We start from the raw sequence: 21,551 nt of genomic DNA, 5'->3' as shown, positions 1-21,551 counted from the left end.
GGTTATTTATAAATTCTATAATTTTTTTATGCGTTTATTTTATTGTGGTGGGTACCGCTTTATATCAAGACATCTCCCTACAGCTAGCCTTGCAAAAATTTGATATCAATAGTGACGGGTTTTTTAGCGGCAATGAAATTACTCCACAACAATCTGAAGCAATGCAAAAATTTGTTTCTGACACAGGCAGAACATTTTCGGTAATATCTGGATTAGTATATGCAGGAATTATTACTATTATGATATCTCTAGGGCGAGTTGTTGTATACATTCTCAAGTCCAAATGAAAATTTCCGCTAAATACATCATCGCATTCTTAGTCCTACTAGCAATGGAAATATTTATTGCCATTTATGTACACGACAATTTCATAAGACCTTACTTAGGCGACAGTATCGTTGTAGTCTTAATCTATGTGCTTATAATGGGGTTGTTTAATATTCCGAGAAGTTTTAAAAGCAAAAACATTACGGCGCTGGCGGTATTACTATTTGCTTTTATAGTAGAAGGCCTACAAGCAATTTCCTTTATAAACTACACAGGCCTAGCAGATAATAAACTCGCGCGCATTATTCTAGGCACTTCTTTCTCTTGGTGGGATATGCTCGCTTATGTAGGTGGATATCTCTTTATTATAATTATAGAAAAACTTAGAGAGTAAGCTTTGTAGCTCTTAACATCTCGCGTTTGCCCGGAGGTCCTGGCAGTCGCTCTACTAGAAAACCTACAGCTTGCATTGCTCTCCTTGCAGCTCCTTGAGCACAATAAGTTGTCAAAACACCATTTGGTTTTAGTGCTTTAAACATTTTTGCAAAGATCTCTTCGGTCCATAATGTAGGCTGAACTCTTGGTCCAAAGGCATCGAAATAGATCAAATCAAAAACCTTGTTATCCGTAATATCTTCAAAACGCTGCTTGCGTTTTGTAAGCATAAAATGGTCACTTATTCTAATTTCCTTTTCCCAAGCAGCGTCGTGCATCTCGTTGTAAACCTCTGTAGCATCCTCTTCCTCTAGCTGACTAGCATAATCCATTGCTGAAGCTTCCTCTGATGTAACGGGATAGGCTTCTGCTCCCACGTAGTTAAAAGAGACTTGATGCTTTTGTGCCTCAAAATAGGTAAGCAAGGCATTGAGTCCTGTACCAAATCCCATTTCTAGTATTGCAATTTCTTTTTGATCTCGATGTTGTGTAACATAGTGTTCTACTCCAGTCATTAAAAACACATGACGTGCTTCTTGTATCGCTCCATGTTTAGAATGATACTGCTCATCCCACTCTGCAATATGTATCGTCTTTGAGCCGTCTCCTGTAGTTATAATTTCTCTCTTCATTTCTGTTAGGTAATACTAGTAAAAAAGGGTAAGCATATGCCTACCCTTTTTTAATAATTTTATAATGTGTGACTTAGTCTGCTTTAATTAATACACCATCTGCCATAAAGCGTAACTCGCGCTCAGGTTTTGTGATTGCAGCAATCTCTTCTTTAGACTTCCCAGCATCTTCTGCCATGTGACGTAACTCATCTACAGATACTTCCTCTAGGTAAGCTTTTCCTTCTACAACGGCATTTCCATCTTTAGTATCTGTAGGCACAAAGAATCCGTAATCTTTAAACTTTACAAACACTTGTTCCTCATCTGCTATATCTAAGCGCATCCAGCAACCTTTTGAAGCGCAAACATCATTAATAGGTGCTTCAAATTTTACGATAGCCGTATCACCTTCGGCAAGAGCTGCATATTTTTCTGAGATCTCGATTTTAGTCATTGCATCTGCTGCAGATATCTTTTCTCCGTAGCTTGCATACGCCTGTTGAGCTTCTTTATTTTCAGTTTCCGCTTTCGCGAAAGCGTTATCACCCTCATTGTTAACTTCTTTACAACTTAGTATTGTCAAGAAAATTAAGAATATCGTTGCATATATTTTCATAATAGATTGGTTTTTAGTTGAACATCGTAAAATTATGCAAAAATCACTCGACAAGGATGACAAATCATTAAATTTGTTGCTATGGAAACAACCTCTACACTTCGTATTACAAAGCGTGACAACAGTAAAATTGCTGATGTTGATTTTAGTAACCTTGCTTTTGGTAGCGTATTTACAGACCACATGTTTTCTGTAGAATATGCAGATGGCAAGTGGCAACAACCAGAAATAGTTCCTTACGGCCCTATCTCTATGGATCCTAGTGCAAAAGTTTTTCACTATGGACAGGCTGTTTTTGAAGGAATGAAAGCATTTAAGGATGACAATGGAGATATCTTCTTATTTCGTCCAGAAGATAACTGGGAGCGTATCAATACCTCATCTGCACGTCTAGCAATGCCAGAACTTCCTAAAGAAGTTTTTATGGAAGGTCTTATGGAGCTTCTTAAACTAGACGAAGCTTGGATAAAAGCTGGAGATGGTAATTCTTTATACATACGCCCTTTTCACATTGCAACACAACCGGGAGTATCTGCATCACCATCAGACAGGTACAAGTTTATGATTATTCTGGCGCCTGCTCAATCATATTACTCTGGTGAAGTAAGCGTAGTATTTGCCGAAAAGTATAGCCGTGCCGCTAGTGGTGGTGTAGGTTATGCAAAAGCTGCAGGCAACTATGCTGCTCAGTTTTACCCTACTAATCTTGCAAAAGAAGAAGGGTACCAGCAAGTAATCTGGACAGATGCAAATACACATGAATACCTAGAAGAAGCTGGTACGATGAACGTATTCTTCCGTGTGGGAGATGCACTTCTTACAGCACCTACTAATGACACTATCCTTAATGGTATCACTCGTAAGAGTATCATACAACTGGCAGAAGCAGCAGGTATTACTGTAGAAGTAAGACCAGTGTCTGTAAAAGAAATTGTAACAGCCGCACAAGCTGGTGAGCTTAAAGAAATTTTTGGAGTAGGTACTGCAGCAGTAGTTGTTCCTTTTAAGAGCTTTGCTTATAAAGGTGAAGATCACAAACTCAACGCACCAGAAAATAGCTACGGTATGAAGTTTAAAAAAGACCTAAACGACATACAGTACAACCGCACAGAAGATAAATATGGCTGGAGAGTCGCTGTAAAATAAGAAACGATTATTCTACATATACAATCCAAGTGACGCAAGTTGCTTGGATTTTTTTGTTTTCTATAACACCCATAATACTGCAAGACTTATGAGTTTTTATTACCTTGTAATCATAACTAAAATAACCATCTTATAATATGAAAAGAGGTAGCGGTCTTAAGATCAGATTACTTATTGGAGTTGCCATCGTTGCATTTGCACTTTTTAAGAATTGCAGTAACCGCGAGGAGAACCCATATACAGGAAAAGTACAGGCGATAAGTATGTCTCCAGATGAGGAGATCGCGATGGGAATACAATATGCACCTCAAATGGCAGAGCAGCATGGCGGTTTACACCCAGACCAGCAACTTCAAGCCTTTGTAGATCAAGTGGGCAACAAGCTTGTACAAGAAAGCATGGCCCGTGAGACTCCTTATAGATACGACTTTCACTTATTACGAGATGAACAAACAGTAAATGCATTTGCACTTCCTGGAGGACAAATTTTTATCACCTATGCCCTACTCTCAAAACTTGAAAACGAAGATCAAGTAGCAGGTGTGCTAGGTCACGAGATAGGTCACGTCCTTGGAAAACATAGCGCAGAGCGTGCCGAAAACTCTAGTATGTGGTCTACCATCTCTATGGGGGCAGAGGTAGGCGGCGGCATGGGCGGTGCTGCAGGTTCTATAGGTCAGAGTGTATTGTTGGGTAATGGTCGTGATGACGAGTTAGAAAGTGATGACCTAGGTGTACGTTTTATGATACGCGCTGGGTATGATCCGTATCAGATGATAGGCGTGATGAAAATACTTAAGGCAGCAAGTGGTGGCAGTAGCCAACCAGAATTCTCTAGCACACACCCAGATCCAGAGAATCGTATTGAGCAAATAAAGGAGAGTATCCAGAAATATGGTTACACGGGTCCAGCTACAATGTAGCGCAACCGTTTTCGTCAAAACATACCCAAAACCTCGCTCTCGCGAGGTTTTGTTTTTATCTTTACTATTCAACTTAAGATCATGAACAAGAAAACAATCCTAATGATACTTGATGGATGGGGCATGGCTCCAGACAAAAAAGTATCTGCCGTAGACCAAGCGCAAACGCCATTTATAGATAGCCTTTATAATAAGTATCCACATGCCCAATTACTCACTCATGGTGAGAATGTAGGCCTTCCAGAAGGGCAAATGGGCAATAGTGAGGTAGGCCACATGAACCTAGGTGCTGGTCGTATTGTATATCAAGATTTTGCTAAAATCAATAAAGCACTCAAAGATGATACGCTTAAAGATGAGCAAGTATTGAAAGATGCTTTCGCTTTCGCGAAAGAAAACAATAAATCTGTTCACTTTCTAGGTCTTGTTTCTGATGGAGGTGTACACTCACACATCAACCACCTTAAAGGTCTTATTCTCGCTGCCGAAAATGCAGGAGTTCCTCAATCTTACATCCACGCATTTACAGATGGTCGTGATGTAGATCCAAAATCTGGAAAAGAACTTATAGGAGATATTTCTGCTTTCGCGAAAGCGCACAACGCACAACTAGCATCTGTAATAGGTCGCTACTATGCGATGGATAGAGACAAACGATGGGAACGTGTTGCTCTTGCATATAATCTAATTACCAAAGGTGCTGGAACACCTACTAAAGATGTTGTACAGTCTATTCAAGATAGCTACGATGCTGGTAAGACAGATGAGTTTATAGATCCGCTTTTTGTAACCCAAGATAACGAGAGAATATCTACCGTTCAAGAAGGTGATGTAATTATCTTTTTTAACTTTAGAACAGACCGTGGTCGCGAACTAACAGAAATGTTGTCTCAAAAAGACTTTCCTGAGCAAGACACTCAAAAGCTAGACTTGTACTACGTTACCATGACAAATTATGATGACACGTACACAGGTATGAAAGTCATCTATGATAAAGATAACTTAGTAAATACCTTAGGAGAGGTACTTGCAAATGCTGGAAAAAAGCAAATACGCATCGCTGAGACTGAGAAGTACCCACACGTAACATTTTTCTTTTCTGGAGGCCGTGAAGAACCTTTTGATGGAGAGTCTAGATTACTAGCACCCTCGCCTAAGGTTGCCACCTACGACTTACAGCCAGAAATGAGCGCCTTTGAGATACGTGATAAAATTGTTCCAGAAATAAACAAAGGAGACGTAGACTTTGTATGTCTCAACTTTGCAAATCCGGATATGGTAGGTCATACGGGTGTTATGGAGGCAGCAATTAAAGCTTGTGAGACTGTAGATACTTGCGTTAAAGATATCGTTACCACCGCCGAAGAAAATGATTACACTGTAATCATCATTGCCGACCATGGAAATGCAGAGGTAATGATTAACCCTGATGGCTCTCCAAATACGGCTCACACAACAAACCCAGTACCCGTAATACTAGTTGATAAGGATATCAAAAAAATCAACAATGGTATTCTATCTGATGTTGCACCTACAGTTTTAAAACTACTAGGCGTAGACCAACCACCAGTTATGGATTGTACACCACTAATATAAATTACATAGACAATGAAATATTTTTATATAACACTCGCACTTCTTGCTCTTATGTCAAGTTGTGATAGCTCAAAAAAAGCAGTAGAAGCTATTCCTACACCTCAAGTTGCAGAAACCGTAGAACCGAAAACACCTGTTAAACCTGCACTCCCAGCAGTAGTGGCAAAATCTGCTCCTAAAGTTAAAACAATGTTAGTAGGTAAAGAAGATAGAAGTGCACTAAAGCAAGCTCCTTTTGATAGTTGGTTCAATCCTAACTATGCAAAATATGTAGTAAATACAGATTACATAAATGATATAGAAAAAGGGCTAGAAGGGGTTACTATCACCACTTTTATGGGAACATGGTGTGGAGATAGTAAACGTGAAACACCAAGAATGTTTAAAATACTAGATGATGCTTCCTTTAAAAATCAAGACTTAGAGCTTATTACCGTAGATCGTACCAAAAAGAAACCTACAATATATACTGACGGTAATAACATCATACGTGTACCTACTTTTATCTTTAAAAAAGATGGTAAAGAAATAGGCCGTATTGTGGAGCGTCCAGTAGAAAGTCTTGAAGAAGACATGCTTAAAATTTTAAATGGAGAACCTTATAAACACTCTTATGAAAACTAATATTATTGCCTTAGTAGCTATTATAGCACTCACTTTCTCTTGTAAAGAAAAAACCACTACCGAAGAAGTTGTGGTGGTAGAAGAGGTAGAAGTAATTGATGAAAATGTGGACGACAACGGGGTTTCTATCCTTCTAGGCGCGCAAGAACGAGAAACCTTAGAGTCTGAGCCATATAACGAATGGTTTATGAACAGTTACAAAAATCATACTATAAATACGGAGTCCCTTACGGCTGTTAAGGAAGGTCTTAAAGATGTAAGGATCACTATATTTATGGGAACTTGGTGTGAAGACAGCCAGCGAGAGGTGCCTGCATTTTTCAAAATCCTTGATGAGGTAGATTATGAAAGTGAGACTGTAAAACTTATCACTGTTTCGCAAGATAAAACAGCTCCAGAAGAACTAATAAAAGGGAAAGATATAACAAATGTGCCTACATTCATTTTTATGAAAGATGGTCAAGAACTTGGTCGTATTGTAGAGTATCCTCTAGAAAGCTTAGAGAAAGATATGGCAAAGATTCTATCTGGCGCAGATTATCAACATGCTTATGCCGAGTAAATAAACAACAGTTATTAATTTCAAACCCCTCATCTTCATGAGGGGTTTTATTTTAAACATAATTTTTAAGGGAGCTATATATATTTATTAGCTTAGCGCATTAAACATTGATCAAAAAACAATTAATTTATGAAATGGTATTTAAAAGTAGTAGGAGATAATTATGCAAACTTTGAAGGAAGAGCACGTAGGGAAGAGTATTGGATGTTTGCGCTTTTTAATGTTATTTTCGTCATGCTTGCTTATATTCCACTTATTGCTGGTGCTGCAATGGAAAGTGAGGCACTAATGATGGTAGGAGGTCTATTACTTTTTCTTTACATAGTCGCTCTATTTATACCTAGTATTGCGGTAGCAGTACGCAGGCTTCACGATCAGGGCAAAAGCGGTACTTGGTATTTTATAAACTTTGTTCCATTTATAGGTGGCATTTGGTTTCTTATACTAATGATAACAGAAGGAACTCATGGTACTAATCAATATGGCCCAGACCCTAAGGGTGACCTGATACAATAATAATTATTAACTTATAACAAAGGGCTTCTATAAAACTTATAGAAGCCCTTTGTTATTATATAAACGTAACCGTAGTTCTTTTTGTAATTTTGCATAAACTTTAAAACAATCGAAACAATAAAAACCATAGCAGTAGATTTTGATGGTACCATTGTAGAAAATGCGTATCCAGGGATTGGTAAGCCTATGTTATTTGCTTTTGATACTCTTAAAAAATTACAACAAGAAGGAAACAGACTCATCTTGTGGACTTATAGAAGTGGTGCTCGCTTAGATGAAGCCGTACAGTTCTGTGCAGATAATGGCATTACATTTTATGCCATAAATAAAAGCTATCCAGAGGAAGTTTTAAGTGAAGATATAAGCCGCAAGATCAACGCAGATATTTTTATTGACGATCGCGATGTACGTGGTATGATGGGATGGGGTGAGATCTATCAAATATTAGGCAGCAGTGATGAGAAATCACCCTCGCTAAAACAAAAGCGCAGTAAACCTGCTAGAAAACAATCAAAAAAGAGCTTTATGTCTCGCATAGAGGAGCTTTTTAAAGACGAAAACGCATAATGGCAATTATACAGAAAACAAGAGAAGAGATTGAATTAATGCGTGAGAGTGCGCTAGTAGTATCCCGTACCTTAGGTATGCTTGCGGCCGAAGTAAAGCCAGGAGTCACTACGCTATATCTAGACAAACTTGCCGAAGAATATATAAGATCACAAGATGCCATTCCTGGTTTCTTGGGGCTATATGATTTCCCTAACACCTTATGCATGAGTCCTAATGAGCAAGTTGTACACGGTATCCCAAATGACAAACCTCTTGTAGAAGGTGACATTATCTCTATAGATTGTGGTGCTATAAAAAACGGATTTTATGGTGATCATGCTTATACGTTTGAGGTAGGCGAAGTAGCACCAGAAGTAAAGAAATTACTTGAAGTCACTAAGCAATCTCTTTATGTAGGTATAGAGCAGCTTAAAGTAGGAAATCGCGTAGGTGACGTAGGATATGCAATTCAGAAATTTACCGAAGACCACGGTTATGGAGTAGTGCGCGAACTCGTAGGTCATGGTCTAGGAACTACCATGCATGAAGATCCAGAAATGCCTAACTACGGTAAACGTGGTCGTGGCAAAAAATTTATAGAAGGTATGGTAGTAGCCATCGAGCCTATGACTAATATGGGAACTCGCAATATCACACAGCACAATGATGGCTGGACGATAACTACGCGCGATAATAAACCAAGTGCCCACTTTGAGCATGATGTTGCTATATTAGATGGTAAACCTGAATTATTATCCACTTTTGCATACATCTACAAAGCCTTAGGGATTGAGAGCGATGAGGAAACTCCTTTTCGTCAGCAAGCATTAGTGCTGTAACTAGTGAAAAAGCTTTTCAAATTTTTCTTAAATGCCATTCCGCGACCTTTGTTAATAAGGGCTAGTTATGTGGTGAGACCAATTATGGCTACCTTCTTAAAAGGTGACCGTTACGAGGACCCTATTGACAGAAAAACATTTAAGAAATTTTTACCGTACGGTTATGGTACGCCAAGAGAGAATGTCTTGTCTCCATCTACACTTTCACTCGAACGTCACAGACTTTTGTGGCTATGGTTACAACGAGAAACAGATTTCTTTACCTCCCCTAGAAAAGTGTTGCATTTTGCTCCAGAGCAAGCATTTTATAAACGCTTTCGCGAAAGCGCACACCTAGATTACACCACTACAGATTTAAACTCTCCACTAGCAGATGTAAAAGCAGATATATGTGATTTGCCTTTCGGCGAAAATAGTTATGATCTCATATTCTGTAATCATGTATTAGAGCATATCCCAGATGACACTAAAGCGATGCAAGAATTATATCGCGTATTAAGACCAGGTGGGATGGCTATTTTACAAATACCGCAAGAACTTGATAGAGCCCTAACTTTTGAGGATGACACCATCACAGATCGTGAAGAACGCGCTAAAATATTTGGACAATATGACCATGTACGTGTCTATGGTCGTGACTACTTTGACAAACTAAGAAGCATAGGATTTAAAGTAGATGAAATAGATTATACAAACACCTTATCTCAAGAAGATGTAGATCGCTATAGACTAGCTCAAGGAGAGATATTACCAGTTTGTTATAAATAATCGTATTTTAATGCTTTGCTAACTAATCTAACCCAATGGGACATCAAGCTAAAGCAATTTATTTGTTACTCTTTTTTAGCTTTTACGTCTCGTTTGGACAAACTTCAAATGACTGTATAAATGCCATACAAGTATGTGGCAGTTTACAATTAGGTATAGAACCTGCGGGAGTGGGATTTGACGAATTCTCAGAATCTGCTAATACTCGCCCACCTTGTTTTTTTGGTCTTTCTGACACAATCTGGCTAAGTTTTACATTTACATCTGACGGCACATTTGGTTTTACCATCACCCCTACTAACAATACTGATGACTATGATTTTGCTGTTTATGGCCCCGCAGATGATTGTAGCTCACTAGGTGATGCCATAAGGTGCTCAACTACAAATCCACGAGCTGCAGGAGTAAGTGCAGCCACAGGATTATCTCTAACAGAACCTAATGATGATATATCAGAGGGACCAGGAGCAGATGGCGATGGTTTTTTAAGCGGTCTAAATGTTCTCGCTGGTCAGACATATTATGTTTTAATTGATCGTGCAATAGGTAATCAAAGTTTTGATATTGAAACTACAGGAACCTCACAATTACCTGAAACTCCAACTATAAATCCAATCCAAAATCAAGAGTTATGTGATCTTGACGGTCCTGTAGACGAGAAAACAAGATTTGACCTTGCTTCACTCATTCCATCGATAAATAATCAAAACAATGTAGCTGTGACATTTCATGAAACTTTGGATAATGTAAGCACAGGTGCAGATCCTATTGAATTAGATTATATCAACATAGCTAACCCACAAACGCTTTATTATCGTGTAGAAAACACCCTCACAGGCTGTTTCAATATTGATGAATTTGATTTATCTGTAGCTATACCATTTGATGTGACCTTACCTCAAGACTTACAAATTTGCACTAACGATGCGCAACCTATAATACTTACTACAGAAGCTAATTATGCTTTCTACGAATGGAGTAATGGTCAATCTGGAGAAAATCTCAATGAAATCACAGTTAATGCTCCTGGAACTTATAGCGTTATTGTAACAGATATCAGTGGTTGTAGAGCCACACAGAGCACTACGATTGTTGGAAGTTCCATAGCAAATATCACTGAGATTTCAGTTACTAGTTTTGCACAGAATAATAATACCGCCATAGTAAATACAGAAGGTTTAGGTGAATATGAATATGCGATTGGTGAGGCAAGCAACTTCCAAGACAGCAATACTTTTACAGGACTAACTAACGGTTATTATAACTTTTATGTAAGAGATAAAAAGAGATGTGGCACCAGCACAGAAAGACAACTCATTTTAGATTATCCTCGCTACTTCACACCTAATGGTGATGGATATCATGATAAGTGGAAAATAATAGGCATTGGCGATATAGAAGATATAGCATCCATATACATATTTGACCGATACGGCAAATTATTAAAGCAGCTATCTCCGCAATCCAGTGGATGGGATGGAACGTACAGAGGGAAGCTACTTCCTTCTAGTGATTATTGGTTTTTATTAAAGTTTAATAACCGAGAAGACGTTGCTGGACATTTTCTATTAAAACGTTAATCTTGTATATATTTACTAAACCCTAGAGTCATAAAAACTCCTCCATCATACACGAGGTAAGCTTCTATATTTTGACCTTTTAAGGCCTCTTTTGAGCGCTCAAGCCCCATTGCCATACAAGAAGTTGCCCAAGCATCTGCCGTGGCACAATCATCTGCAATAATGGTTGCACTGAGCACATCACTACGCTCTGCAGAACCCGTAAGTGGGTTTATGGTATGTACGTATTGTTTACCCGTAGCTTTGTCGACACGATTCTTTCGGTAGTTTCCAGAGCCAGCCATCGCCTTGTTTGTAAGGTTTACGAGAACTGATGCCGTTCTGTCTGTCACTTTAGAATCTAGATTTTCTATTCCTACTGTCCAGCGTTGTTCTTTATTAAGGTTGGTCCCTGCGGCCACTATCTCTCCACCTATATCTACGAGGTAGTTATTAAACCCCTTTGAACCCATATAAGCTGCCACTCTATCTACTCCATACCCTTTTGCGATGGCATTAAAGTCAAAATAAATAGTTGATGCCGTCTTACTTATCCTTCCATCTTCTTGTAATTGTACTTTACTCCAACCTACATACTGCATTAACGAGTCTAATGTAGGCCTATCTAATGTTTCTAAGGCCTCTGTATCCCCAAAACCGTACGCATTGCGCAATGTACCTACTGTAGGATCAAAGTAGCCTGATGTGGCTTTATTTAGCTTTCGCGAAAGCGTAAATACATCCTTAAACATAGCATCTACAACAACGGTAGTATCGCCTCTATTTATTTTTGAGATATCACTTTCCGGAATGTACGTGCTTAGTGACTGGTTTACCGCTGCTACCACAGAGTCGATACCCTTTTTAATTTGTGGAGCCTCTGCTACCTCTCCAAAGTATTTTACTCCATAACTAGTGCCAAAAGCGTTGCCTGCGATTGTAATCTCGTCTGGGGTTTGTGACTGTTTACAAGCTAGAAAACTTACAGCAATAAGAAATGATAGAAGTATGCGCATTATTGTATCTCTTGAAGTCCGTTATAAATCTCTCTGTAAGCCGAATCTTTTTCGACTGGCTTTTGATAATTGTCTCCGTGACCTAGTCCTACCCCAGCATAAAATGTACGTGCTTCAAACTTGAGTGCGTGATCACGCATTTTTATCATAAAAGCTTCATCATACACATTTGCATCTTCTGGAAATGTACGCGCTCTTACGATTACAAAATGTAATTTTTTATCCTTGAGAGCCACAAACTGCGGGTCCTTTTTAAGCTTAGAATTTACTGCCATAAACTCAAAGCCTTGACTCTTTAAATCTTCTCCTACGATATTCATCGCAAGGTTGTGAAGCTCTTGTTCTGTAAGAAGTTCTGCCATATTACAAAGATAATATTCACAGTTAACTGTACCTAACTGCAGCATAGTTTTGAAAGTAACAATATATCTAAAAACACAAAACCCGATACATTGCTGTATCGGGTTTTTAGGTTTTCGCGAAAGCGAAATTATATACTATCCTCCAAAGTCATCAAAACGGATGTTCTCATCTGGAATTCCATAATCTTCTCCCATTTTCTGAACAGCGTTGTTCATAAGTGGAGGACCACAGAAATAAAGTTCGATATCTTCTGGTGACTCGTGCTTACTTAAGTACTGGTCTATTACTACCTGGTGAATGAAACCTACAAAACCGTCTCCTTCTCCATCTGTAGAGTCTTTTACTTTCCAGTTATCTTCTTCCATAGGCTCAGAAAGCGCTAGATAGAATTTAAAGTTAGGGAATTCTCTCTCTAACTCACGGAAGTGCTCTAAGTAGAATAACTCACGCTTAGAACGTCCTCCATACCAGTAAGTAACCGTACGTCCCGTCTTAAGGGTTTTGAAAAGGTGATACAGGTGTGAACGCATAGGTGCCATTCCTGCTCCTCCTCCTACGTAAAGCATTTCTGCTTCAGATTCATTTATGAAGAATTCTCCATATGGCCCAGAGATTACTACTTTATCACCTGGCTTTTGTGCAAATATGTATGATGATGCAACCCCAGGGTTAACATCCATCCATTGGTTTTTAGCACGATCCCACGGCGGAGTAGCAATACGCACGTTAAGCATAATCTCGCGTCCCTCTGCCGGAAAAGAAGCCATAGAGTATGCACGCTCTACAGTTTCGTTATTTTTCATTGTAAGTGGCCATAGACCAAACTTATCCCACTCTGCTTGAAACTTATCTGGTGTTTCGTGCTCTTCTGGGTAAGCCGTGATATCTATATCCTTATAGTTAATCGTACACTCAGGGATTTCAATCTGGATATATCCTCCAGCTTTATAACCCATATCTTCTGGTATCTCAACTACAAATTCTTTAATGAATGATGCTACATTATAGTTACGTACAACTGTTGCATCCCATTTCTTAATTCCAAAAACTTCTTCTGGAATCGTGATATTCATATTTTGCTTCACCTTTACTTGACAAGCAAGACGTGCTCCGTGAGCAAGCTCCTTACGAGAGAAGTGTGGTGTTTCTGTAGGTAATGCTTCTCCACCTCCTTCAAGAACGTGACACTCACATTGTATACAAGTACCTCCACCTCCACAGGCAGATGGTAAGAATATTTTATTGTTTCCAAGAGTTGATAAGAGCGTACCTCCAGAGGCAACTTCAACTTCTTTTTCACCATTTATAGTAATTGTTACAGGTCCTGATGGAGATAACTTTTGCTTAGTAAAAAGCAATAAGCCCACAAGGATTAACGTAAGCACTAAAAAGGCAGCGATTGTGGCGATAACAACGCCAGACATTGATGCAGCTAGTAACATAATTAGTTTTCTTTTTCGTTAGCAATTTCAACCTCGATCATAGCTACGGGTTGCGTATTTTCTTCTTGTAACTCTATTTGAGCAGCTTCGGTTGCTGGTGCAGCTTCTTCTTCGTCACCACCTGTAAGCATTCCTCCAAAACTCATAAAACCTATTGCCATAAGACCTGTAATGATAAAAGTAATACCAAGACCTCTTAATGGAGCAGGAACATTTGAGTAACGTATTTTCTCACGTATCGCTGCAATTGCAAGAATTGCAAGGAACCACCCTATACCTGAAGATATACCGTAGTTAAAGGCAAGACCTAACGTTTGGATATCTCTAGATTGCATAAATAATGACCCTCCTAAGATGGCACAGTTTACTGCAATAAGTGGTAAGAAAATACCAAGTGAGTTATATAATGACGGAGAGAACTTCTCTACCACAATCTCTACCAGTTGTACCATTGTTGCAATAGTTGCGATAAATAGTATGAATGACAAGAAACTTAAGTCATAATCTGCATACTCTGGTCCTAACCACGCTAGTGCGCCATCACGAAGAATATACTGGTCAAGTAGCCAGTTTATAGGCACTGTTACTGCTAGTACAAATATGACAGCAGCACCAAGACCAACAGCGGTTGACACTTTTTTAGACACGGCTAGGTAAGAACACATTCCTAAGAAGGTGGCAAATACCATATTGTCTATGAAAATCGATTTGAAAAATAATTCAATATGCTCTAACATATCTTTGATTTTATAGGTTTACGCTTTCGCGAAAGCGTGATAATTCATTTTCTAGTTCTCTTCTACGAGTGCAGGGTTCTTACTACGTTGTACCCAGATAATGAGTCCAACTACGATAAGTGCCATAGGTGATAGTAACATAAAACCGTTATTCTCGTAGCCTATGCTGTATAATCCTGTTTTTTCTATAGGATCTCCTAGTACTTTAATACCTAGAAGCGTTCCTGAACCTAATAGCTCTCTAAAGAAACCTACTATGATTAAGATCACACCATAACCAAGTGCGTTACCTATCCCGTCTAAAAATGATCTGTATGGACCGTTACCTAAAGCAAAAGCCTCAAAACGTCCCATAATGATACAGTTTGTAATGATAAGACCTACAAAGACTGAAAGTTCTTTACTCAACTCATAAGCAAATGCCTTGAGCGTCTGGTCTACTACAATTACAAGTGTTGCCACAACGATAAGTTGTACAATAATTCTAATTTTTGATGGTATGATGTTACGCATAAGCGATATCACTACGTTACCAATACCTAGTACAAATAATACAGATACTGCCATTACGATAGACGCTTTAAGCTGAGCAGTAATTGCTAGTGCCGAACAGATACCTAATACTTGAATAGTAATTGGGTTATCATCTGCTAATGGATCAAGAATGAGTCGTTGATCTTTTTTTGATAGTATCGCCATTATGCTTTGGTTTTAAAATCTTTAATTACTGGAACGTAGCTCTTAAGTGTGCTTTTAATCATTGCACTCACACCGTCACCAGTGATCGTTGCACCTGCTAGAGCATCTACTTTATTATCATCCTTACGTTCATTTTTTGGATCATTGTTACCTTTTGCAACTGTGATACCTGAGTACTGAGTTTTTGACATAATCTGCTCGCCAGTAAAGTCGTCCATAAAGTAACGCTCTTTAATGTTTGCACCTAGACCAGGAGTCTCACCTTTGTGATCAAAAAACACACCTTGAACAACTAGATCTTTATCTAGCGCTACATATCCCCAGATAGCATCCCAAAGCCCTTTACCGTACATAGGCACAACAAAAAATTGTTTACCATCACGCTCTCCCACAAAAAGAGGCATCTTGCGCTCATTTTTAGGCAACTTGCTTTGCTTCTTCATATCTACAGTAAATGCCTCATCACTTTGAGTCACTTTACCATTCTGGATGATGTAAGCTTCTTTAATGTACTTATCGTACTCTGCTTCAACCTTATCTGTAGGGATGAAGTTTACACCTCCATCTCCTTCTACATTCTCATTTACGCCCATAGCATAAAGAATGTTCTGCTGCTTTTCAAAGCGCTCATTTTCTTTAATAGCAGGTTTAAGACCTTGTGCTAGTCCTGCTAGAACTCCTCCTACTACGACTACCATAATAGTCGCAAAGAGAATTGTATATCCGTTTCCGTCTGTCTTTGCCATCGTTATGCTGTTTTAAGTTTAAGACGCTTCATTCTCTTCTTCACATTCCCTTGTACCACGTAGTGATCAATTGTAGGAGCAAATACGTTCATTAATAATATCGCAAGAAAAACTCCTTCTGGGTATGCTGGGTTAAATACACGTATCATAATTGAAATAAATCCTATTAAGAAACCGTAGATGTATTTTCCTTTATTAGTTTGTGAACCTGTAACGGGATCTGTTGCCATAAATACAGCACCAAATAAGATACTACCTATGATAAGGTGTTGCCAAAAAGGAACACTCATCAATCCGTAAAACTTACTTGAATTATCAATCCATCCTGCGTCAACTACTCCGTTAAAGATAAGCCCCATCACTAGTGCTCCTGCTACTGCAGAAAGTATAATTCTCCAGCTTGCTATTTTTGAAAAGATCAAGAATGCAGCACCAAAAATGATTAAAAGTTTTGATGTCTCTCCTACAGAACCTGGTATAAAACCAGCAAACATATCCCAATAGTCGTAAGCAACAGTACTATTCTGTGCATAACTACCTAAGATAGTTTCCCCAGAGATTGCATCTGGCTGCCCAGCCATATCTACTGCTTGGTGTACCCATACTTTATCTCCAGACATCCATGTAGGATATGCAAAGAATAAGAAAGCACGGATAGTAAGTGCAGGGTTAAGGATATTCATCCCTGTTCCTCCAAATACTTCTTTACCTATTACTACACCAAAGATTACCGCTACTGCAAGCATCCATAATGGAATATCAATAGGAACAATAAGTGGCACAAGCATTCCAGTTACTAGGTAACCTTCTTCTACTTCGTGTCCTTTTATAACTGCAAAAATAAATTCCACAAGAAGACCTACACCGTACGAAACCACCACAAGTGGCAATACTGTCCAAGCTCCCATTGCAAAGTTATCCCAGTTCCAGAAATTTCCATCAAAGAAACCTACAGCTTTATACTCTGCTGCTGTTCCAGCAACCTCTGCAACTGCATAGTAATGCTGGTATCCAGCATTAAATATTCCAAATAACAAACAAGGAATCAATGCGATGATTACCGTGTTCATTGTTCGCTTTAAATCATCTACCGCTCTAATGTGACCACCACTATGTGTTGTCTCATTAGGAGCGTATAAAAAAGTGTGAAGTGCGTTGAAAGCCGGAGCCATCTTCTTCCCTTCATACTTCATTTTAAGCTTATGTAAACTTTCTTTCATTCCCATAACTTATCCTATTTCTTTATACATAACATCTAATCCCTTTCTGATAATTTCTTGATGTGGCTGTTTAGACACACACATGAATTCAGTAAGTGCAAAATCTTCTGGAGCTACTTCGTACATCCCAAGTGCTTCCATCTCATCTAAATCTTCTACCATACAAGCCTTAAGGATTTGCATAGGGTAGATATCTAGAGGAAAAACCTCTTCGTAGTTTCCTGTTACAACAAACGCACGGTGCTCACCATTTGTATTGGTATCAAGATCATATTTTTTATTAGGTTGCATCCATGAGAACGTAAGCGCTCTAGATGGTGATATCTTATCAAAAACAGGCTTATTCCACCCAAAGAATTCATAATCATCACCTTCTGGGATAGCAACAAACTCAGTTGCATAAAAACCAAGAGCTCCATCTGGACTCACTTTATCACCCGTAAGTACGTTACCAGAAATAAAACGGTTGTTATCTCCCTCTACCCCTGCAGCATAAGCAAATGTAGAAACCTCAGCCCCTATCATTGTCTTGTAATACTTAGGCGCTTTGATCGATGATCCAGATACAGATATAACACGCTGTGCATTAAACTTACCTGTAAGCAACAACTCTCCAATAACAGCAAGATCTTGTGCAGCAATCGTCCACGCAGTTTCTCCCTTATTGATTGGGCTTGTTTTATTAATTAAAGTTCCAACATTCCCAGCTGGGTGTGGTCCTTTTACTGTATGAGTTACAACATCTTTAAGTCCAGAAAATATAGAAGAGCTTGCTCCTATAGAAACATGAACACCTCCAGAAGTAAGCGTTGCAAGCGCAGAAACTGCTGCTTGTAAGTGAGCTTCCTTACCTGCAAGAACAAAATCAAGGTCTGCAGCGAGTGGCGCCGTGTTTAATCCAGAGATAAAAATCGCCTTTGGAGTTACTGTTGGATTTGCAACAACGTCATAAGGACGTTGCTTAATAAATGGCCAAACTCCTCCTTCAAGTAATCTCGCTTTTACTGCCTCTGCGCTTGCAGATGCTCCTAAAGCTCCTAGATCACGAGTAGTACCAGCATAATCTGCTTCAATCACAATATCAGTAATCACACGGCGAGCGCCACGCTTGATTTCTGTAATTGTTCCAGCAACTGGAGATACAAATTTGATTTCTTCTTGAGACTTTGAGTAAAATATTACATCTCCTGCCTGTAGGGCCGCTCCTTCTTTTACGACCATTTTAGGAGTAATGAGATGAAAATCCGAAGGTCTAATAGTAATGGTACGCGATCTTGGCGCCTCAGAAATTGTTTTTTCTGCTTCGCCTACTAATCGGATATCAAGACCTTTTTTGATTCTGATGTCTTTTGACATATGTCAGTAGATTTATGTTATCTAAAATCCTCTTAAATTGAGGTTTGCAAATTTACATAATACGGTCCGTATTTCCGAGTGTGACTAAGTGAAAGTATTATTTATAACATTTCTAAATAACGTTTTACACAACTCATTAAACAAAGCTTCTCAAAACACTATATTTCAAACGTTTTCACCTCAGAAAAATCTATATTTTAAGATTATTGTTAAGCCTATTTGCTTTAGCCTGCTCAAAAATAATTTTTGAGCAACCATAAGCTAGGAGCTAAAATCTTTAAAAATCTATTCAAAAAGTAGGCAGTGATACACTTCCCGTTATCACTTTTTCGCGTAAGCGTAATCATCAAACATCATCATTTGCCATGCCATATAGATCGACGCAATATCTCGGCATCAAAATTGTTTATATTTGGTAACCATTCATATTTTTATGAGACCATATTTTACCATATTCTTACTTGCTCTTTCGTTATCTGCCGCTGCTCAAGCAGTGCAAGAACTTCCCGAACCTGCTTTTATTAAAACCGTACAGTTTAATGAAAACAGCACTACCGGCACCTCACTCCCTATTATCAAACTAGGAAGTCGTTTGCGCCTTTCCTTTGACGATATTATAGGTGATGAACGTGATTATTATTACAAAATAACTCACCATAATGCAGATTGGACTCCTAGCGATCTCGTTCGCTCTGAGTTTATGGAAGGTATGGACAATGTGCGTATTCTTGGGTTTGAGAATTCGGTGGCTACATTACAACTCTATACTCATTACGACTTAAGTATACCTAATAAGATAACAAAGAGACTCACTAAAACAGGTAATTATCTTTTAAGTATTTACGATGAGGATGACCAACTAGTTTTTTCTCGTAAGTTTATGATTTACAACCCAAAATATAGTGTAGGAGCAGAAGTTAAGAGGTCTAGAGATTTACGTTATATAGATAGCAAGCAAGTACTACGCTTCTTTGTAGACTCTGGAGACGACCTTATTATCAACCCTAAAAACAACCTGCATACTGTTCTTATCCAGAACAACAACTTAAAAACAGCTATCACAGGCGTAGACCCTCAATACAATATAGGGAGTAAGCTTGAGTACCGCTATGATCAAGAAACAGCTTTCTGGGGTGGTAATGAGTTTTTTAACTTTGAAAACAAAGACGTACGATCATCTACTTTTGCAATACGCAGCATAGAGCTTAAAAGTCTTTACCACAATTACCTCTACACGAATCCAGCTCGTTATGATGAGCCATACACCTACAATCCAGACATTAACGGTAATTTCTTAATCAACACCTTACAAGGTCGCACACCACTCACAGAGGCAGAGTATGTGTGGATTCATTTCTCTTTGCAATATCCAGAAATTAACGAAGGACAGTCCATACATGTCTATGGAAACTTTAATAATTATGTAATCGACAAGAGCACTGCCCTTACTTACAATAGCGACTCGCGTCGTTATGAGTTACCTTATTTGCTTAAACAAGGATTTTACAACTATCGATACATACTAGTAAACACAGATGGAAGTACTGAAGAGAAGAATAATATAGATGGCAACTTCTGGCAGACAGAAAATGATTATCAGATTCTCGTGTACTACCGTAAGCCTGGCGGACGATTTGATGAACTCCTAGGATATGGCACGACAAACTCTAGCCAGATCACAAACTAATCGTATGGTACTTATTTAGTGTTATTTCTTTACGCTTTCGCGAAAGCGTATCTTTCTAAAAATCCTATATTTATATCGTGAAGGAAACAGAAATCAAACCAACTAGCCGAAAGGCGATGCGATATCGAGGCGTAGAATGCTTAAACTGTAAGCATCCGCTAGAACTTTCTGACCGTTTTTGTGCATACTGCGGTCAAATAAACACCACCAAAAGACTTACGCTCAAAGATTTTTTTAATGAATTTATACTGAGCGTATTTACTTATGATTCTCGATTTAGATACACTGTAAAAGATTTATTGTTTAAACCAGGCACCATCACTAGGTATTATGTAGATGGCAAACGTCTTAAATATGCAAACCCTTTTCGGTTTTTTCTAAGCGCCTCTATTTCTTACTTTATAATACTAGCCATCATAGGGTTTATAAATGGCAATAATGATCTAGACTTCACAGATGATGGAGTCATCCAGTTCAATGTTGATGAAGCACAAGGAGATATTGACGCAATAAAAGACATTACGAAAGACATCAACATAAATGAACTTCAAAACCTCAATCAAGAAGATGCAGATCTGCTAGAAGAAAGAATTAATAATACTATTGAAAATAGCGTCTCAAAACTTAAAGAGCGAAAAAAGACAAAGGACTCCACAAAGAGAGCCGTCAAGAAAGTTCCTTACAGCACCCGTTCTGAAGCCTCTATTGACGGGATGTATCTTTCTAAAATCGCAACAAAGGGCGAGATTTTTTATGATTTCTTTGAGTATACAGAAATAAGTGATCCAGTAACTGCTCTCGATAGCTTAAACTTTAGCAAGACTAGAACAAATATTTTTTTATATAGCAAGAATGAAGATATAAAACGTGTAAAAGATAATCCAGCACGTTTTATTAGGTTCTTAGCTTCAAAAATTCCTTTCTTCTTATTCTTTTTCGCACCTATTTTTGCACTTTTTTTGTGGCTGATATATTCAAAAAAGCGATTCAACTATATGGAGCATCTAGTGTTCATATTCCACATTTTTAGTTGGGTCTTTTTAGTACTACTTATAGCCATCATTCCAGACCTACTTATTGGGGATGAAATAGTTGCATCACTCCTACTTCTATTAGTCGGTCCATTTTACTTTTACAAGGCACTTCGCAATTTTTATAAACAAAAAAGAAGGTGGACGCTACTAAAATTTGTATTTTTAAATATCATATTCTATTTAGGAGCAACAATATTTGCCGTAATTTTCTTTGCAATCACTGCATTTTTATTTTAA

Annotated in this window: 24 protein-coding genes; 14 read left to right on the top strand and 10 right to left on the bottom strand. The window is 38.4% G+C overall.

Translation table 11 applies throughout. The features are described from left to right. Positions 1–47 precede the first annotated feature (47 nt). Both SJY23_RS07145 and SJY23_RS07140 read left to right on the top strand, forming a co-directional pair. On the top strand, positions 48–287 hold the full coding sequence (locus tag SJY23_RS07145; protein ID WP_396598000.1) for a hypothetical protein: 240 nt from the start codon (positions 48–50) through the stop codon (positions 285–287). Next, positions 284–661, top strand: coding sequence for a DUF2809 domain-containing protein (locus SJY23_RS07140; RefSeq protein WP_396597999.1), 378 nt, complete (start codon positions 284–286; stop codon positions 659–661). The genes SJY23_RS07145 and SJY23_RS07140 overlap by 4 nt, the downstream gene beginning before the upstream one ends. Here SJY23_RS07140 and mnmD read toward each other — a convergent pair. Continuing rightward, entirely contained in the window at positions 651–1,334 is a 684-nt protein-coding gene (gene mnmD / locus SJY23_RS07135) for a tRNA (5-methylaminomethyl-2-thiouridine)(34)-methyltransferase MnmD (protein WP_396597998.1), read from the bottom strand. The two genes, SJY23_RS07140 and mnmD, sit on opposite strands and share 11 nt — an antisense overlap. A gap of 73 nt (positions 1,335–1,407) precedes the next feature. Then, entirely contained in the window at positions 1,408–1,932 is a 525-nt protein-coding gene (locus SJY23_RS07130; protein WP_396597997.1) for a DUF4920 domain-containing protein, read from the bottom strand. An 81-nt stretch (positions 1,933–2,013) separates the two neighbouring features. On the opposite strand from SJY23_RS07130, the gene SJY23_RS07125 reads away from it, so the two are divergent. The 10 genes from SJY23_RS07125 (at position 2,014) to SJY23_RS07080 (ending at position 11,035) form a co-directional block, all read left to right on the top strand. Further along, positions 2,014–3,078, top strand: coding sequence for a branched-chain amino acid aminotransferase (locus tag SJY23_RS07125; protein ID WP_396597996.1), 1,065 nt, complete (start codon positions 2,014–2,016; stop codon positions 3,076–3,078). Positions 3,079–3,215: 137 nt separating this feature from the next. Further along, complete coding sequence (locus SJY23_RS07120) at positions 3,216–4,001, top strand: M48 family metalloprotease (RefSeq protein ID WP_396597995.1); 786 nt, start codon at positions 3,216–3,218, stop codon at positions 3,999–4,001. An 81-nt stretch (positions 4,002–4,082) separates the two neighbouring features. Next, complete coding sequence (gene gpmI / locus SJY23_RS07115; RefSeq protein ID WP_396597994.1) at positions 4,083–5,597, top strand: 2,3-bisphosphoglycerate-independent phosphoglycerate mutase; 1,515 nt, start codon at positions 4,083–4,085, stop codon at positions 5,595–5,597. A 12-nt stretch (positions 5,598–5,609) separates the two neighbouring features. Next, positions 5,610–6,221, top strand: coding sequence for a thioredoxin family protein (locus SJY23_RS07110; RefSeq protein ID WP_396597993.1), 612 nt, complete (start codon positions 5,610–5,612; stop codon positions 6,219–6,221). Further along, the gene (locus tag SJY23_RS07105; protein WP_396597992.1) at positions 6,211–6,783 is read left to right on the top strand and encodes a thioredoxin family protein; all 573 of its coding nucleotides are present in this window, start codon (positions 6,211–6,213) and stop codon (positions 6,781–6,783) included. The genes SJY23_RS07110 and SJY23_RS07105 overlap by 11 nt, the downstream gene beginning before the upstream one ends. 129 nt (positions 6,784–6,912) lie before the next feature. Continuing rightward, entirely contained in the window at positions 6,913–7,299 is a 387-nt protein-coding gene (locus tag SJY23_RS07100) for a DUF805 domain-containing protein (protein ID WP_396597991.1), read from the top strand. Positions 7,300–7,407: 108 nt separating this feature from the next. Further along, complete coding sequence (locus SJY23_RS07095; protein WP_396598110.1) at positions 7,408–7,866, top strand: BT0820 family HAD-type phosphatase; 459 nt, start codon at positions 7,408–7,410, stop codon at positions 7,864–7,866. Then, positions 7,866–8,687: a type I methionyl aminopeptidase gene (map, locus tag SJY23_RS07090; RefSeq protein ID WP_396597990.1), complete on the top strand. Its 822-nt coding sequence runs from the start codon at positions 7,866–7,868 to the stop codon at positions 8,685–8,687. The genes SJY23_RS07095 and map overlap by 1 nt, the downstream gene beginning before the upstream one ends. 3 nt (positions 8,688–8,690) lie before the next feature. Further along, entirely contained in the window at positions 8,691–9,455 is a 765-nt protein-coding gene (locus SJY23_RS07085; protein ID WP_396597989.1) for a class I SAM-dependent methyltransferase, read from the top strand. Positions 9,456–9,490: 35 nt separating this feature from the next. Then, positions 9,491–11,035: a T9SS type B sorting domain-containing protein gene (locus tag SJY23_RS07080; protein WP_396597988.1), complete on the top strand. Its 1,545-nt coding sequence runs from the start codon at positions 9,491–9,493 to the stop codon at positions 11,033–11,035. On the opposite strand, the gene SJY23_RS07075 is transcribed toward SJY23_RS07080, so the two are convergent. The 8 genes from SJY23_RS07075 to SJY23_RS07040 all read right to left on the bottom strand — a co-directional run bounded on the left by SJY23_RS07075 (position 11,032) and on the right by SJY23_RS07040 (position 18,593). Then, the gene (locus SJY23_RS07075; protein ID WP_396597987.1) at positions 11,032–12,030 is read right to left on the bottom strand and encodes an FAD:protein FMN transferase; all 999 of its coding nucleotides are present in this window, start codon (positions 12,028–12,030) and stop codon (positions 11,032–11,034) included. The two genes, SJY23_RS07080 and SJY23_RS07075, sit on opposite strands and share 4 nt — an antisense overlap. Next, positions 12,030–12,392, bottom strand: coding sequence for a hypothetical protein (locus SJY23_RS07070; RefSeq protein ID WP_035328806.1), 363 nt, complete (start codon positions 12,390–12,392; stop codon positions 12,030–12,032). The genes SJY23_RS07075 and SJY23_RS07070 overlap by 1 nt, the downstream gene beginning before the upstream one ends. 135 nt (positions 12,393–12,527) lie before the next feature. Then, a complete protein-coding gene (gene nqrF / locus SJY23_RS07065; RefSeq protein ID WP_396597986.1) occupies positions 12,528–13,835 on the bottom strand; it encodes an NADH:ubiquinone reductase (Na(+)-transporting) subunit F in 1,308 nt (435 codons plus the stop codon). A gap of 2 nt (positions 13,836–13,837) precedes the next feature. Continuing rightward, entirely contained in the window at positions 13,838–14,572 is a 735-nt protein-coding gene (gene nqrE / locus SJY23_RS07060; protein ID WP_035334627.1) for an NADH:ubiquinone reductase (Na(+)-transporting) subunit E, read from the bottom strand. A gap of 51 nt (positions 14,573–14,623) precedes the next feature. Further along, positions 14,624–15,271: an NADH:ubiquinone reductase (Na(+)-transporting) subunit D gene (locus SJY23_RS07055; protein WP_021778072.1), complete on the bottom strand. Its 648-nt coding sequence runs from the start codon at positions 15,269–15,271 to the stop codon at positions 14,624–14,626. Then, positions 15,271–16,017 carry a Na(+)-translocating NADH-quinone reductase subunit C gene (locus tag SJY23_RS07050; protein WP_035334629.1) on the bottom strand — a complete coding sequence of 249 codons (747 nt, stop codon included), beginning with the start codon at positions 16,015–16,017 and terminating at the stop codon, positions 15,271–15,273. Before SJY23_RS07050 ends, SJY23_RS07055 begins: the two co-directional genes overlap by 1 nt. A 2-nt stretch (positions 16,018–16,019) precedes the next feature. Beyond that, a complete protein-coding gene (locus tag SJY23_RS07045; protein ID WP_035334630.1) occupies positions 16,020–17,243 on the bottom strand; it encodes an NADH:ubiquinone reductase (Na(+)-transporting) subunit B in 1,224 nt (407 codons plus the stop codon). 3 nt (positions 17,244–17,246) lie between these two features. Beyond that, positions 17,247–18,593, bottom strand: a complete 1,347-nt coding sequence (locus SJY23_RS07040) for a Na(+)-translocating NADH-quinone reductase subunit A (protein ID WP_396597985.1) — start codon at positions 18,591–18,593, stop codon at positions 17,247–17,249. Between the two features lie 433 nt (positions 18,594–19,026). Between SJY23_RS07040 and SJY23_RS07035 the strand changes: the two genes are divergently transcribed. Then, entirely contained in the window at positions 19,027–20,280 is a 1,254-nt protein-coding gene (locus SJY23_RS07035) for a DUF5103 domain-containing protein (RefSeq protein WP_396597984.1), read from the top strand. A 77-nt stretch (positions 20,281–20,357) separates the two neighbouring features. Beyond that, on the top strand, positions 20,358–21,551 hold the full coding sequence (locus SJY23_RS07030) for a DUF3667 domain-containing protein (RefSeq protein WP_396597983.1): 1,194 nt from the start codon (positions 20,358–20,360) through the stop codon (positions 21,549–21,551).

It is taken from the genome of Dokdonia sp. R86516, assembly GCF_044596715.1.
Taxonomy (GTDB): Bacteria; Bacteroidota; Bacteroidia; order Flavobacteriales; family Flavobacteriaceae; genus Dokdonia.
The sequence above is the reverse complement of the archived record's forward strand: the minus strand, read 5'-3'. Positions and strand labels throughout refer to the sequence as shown.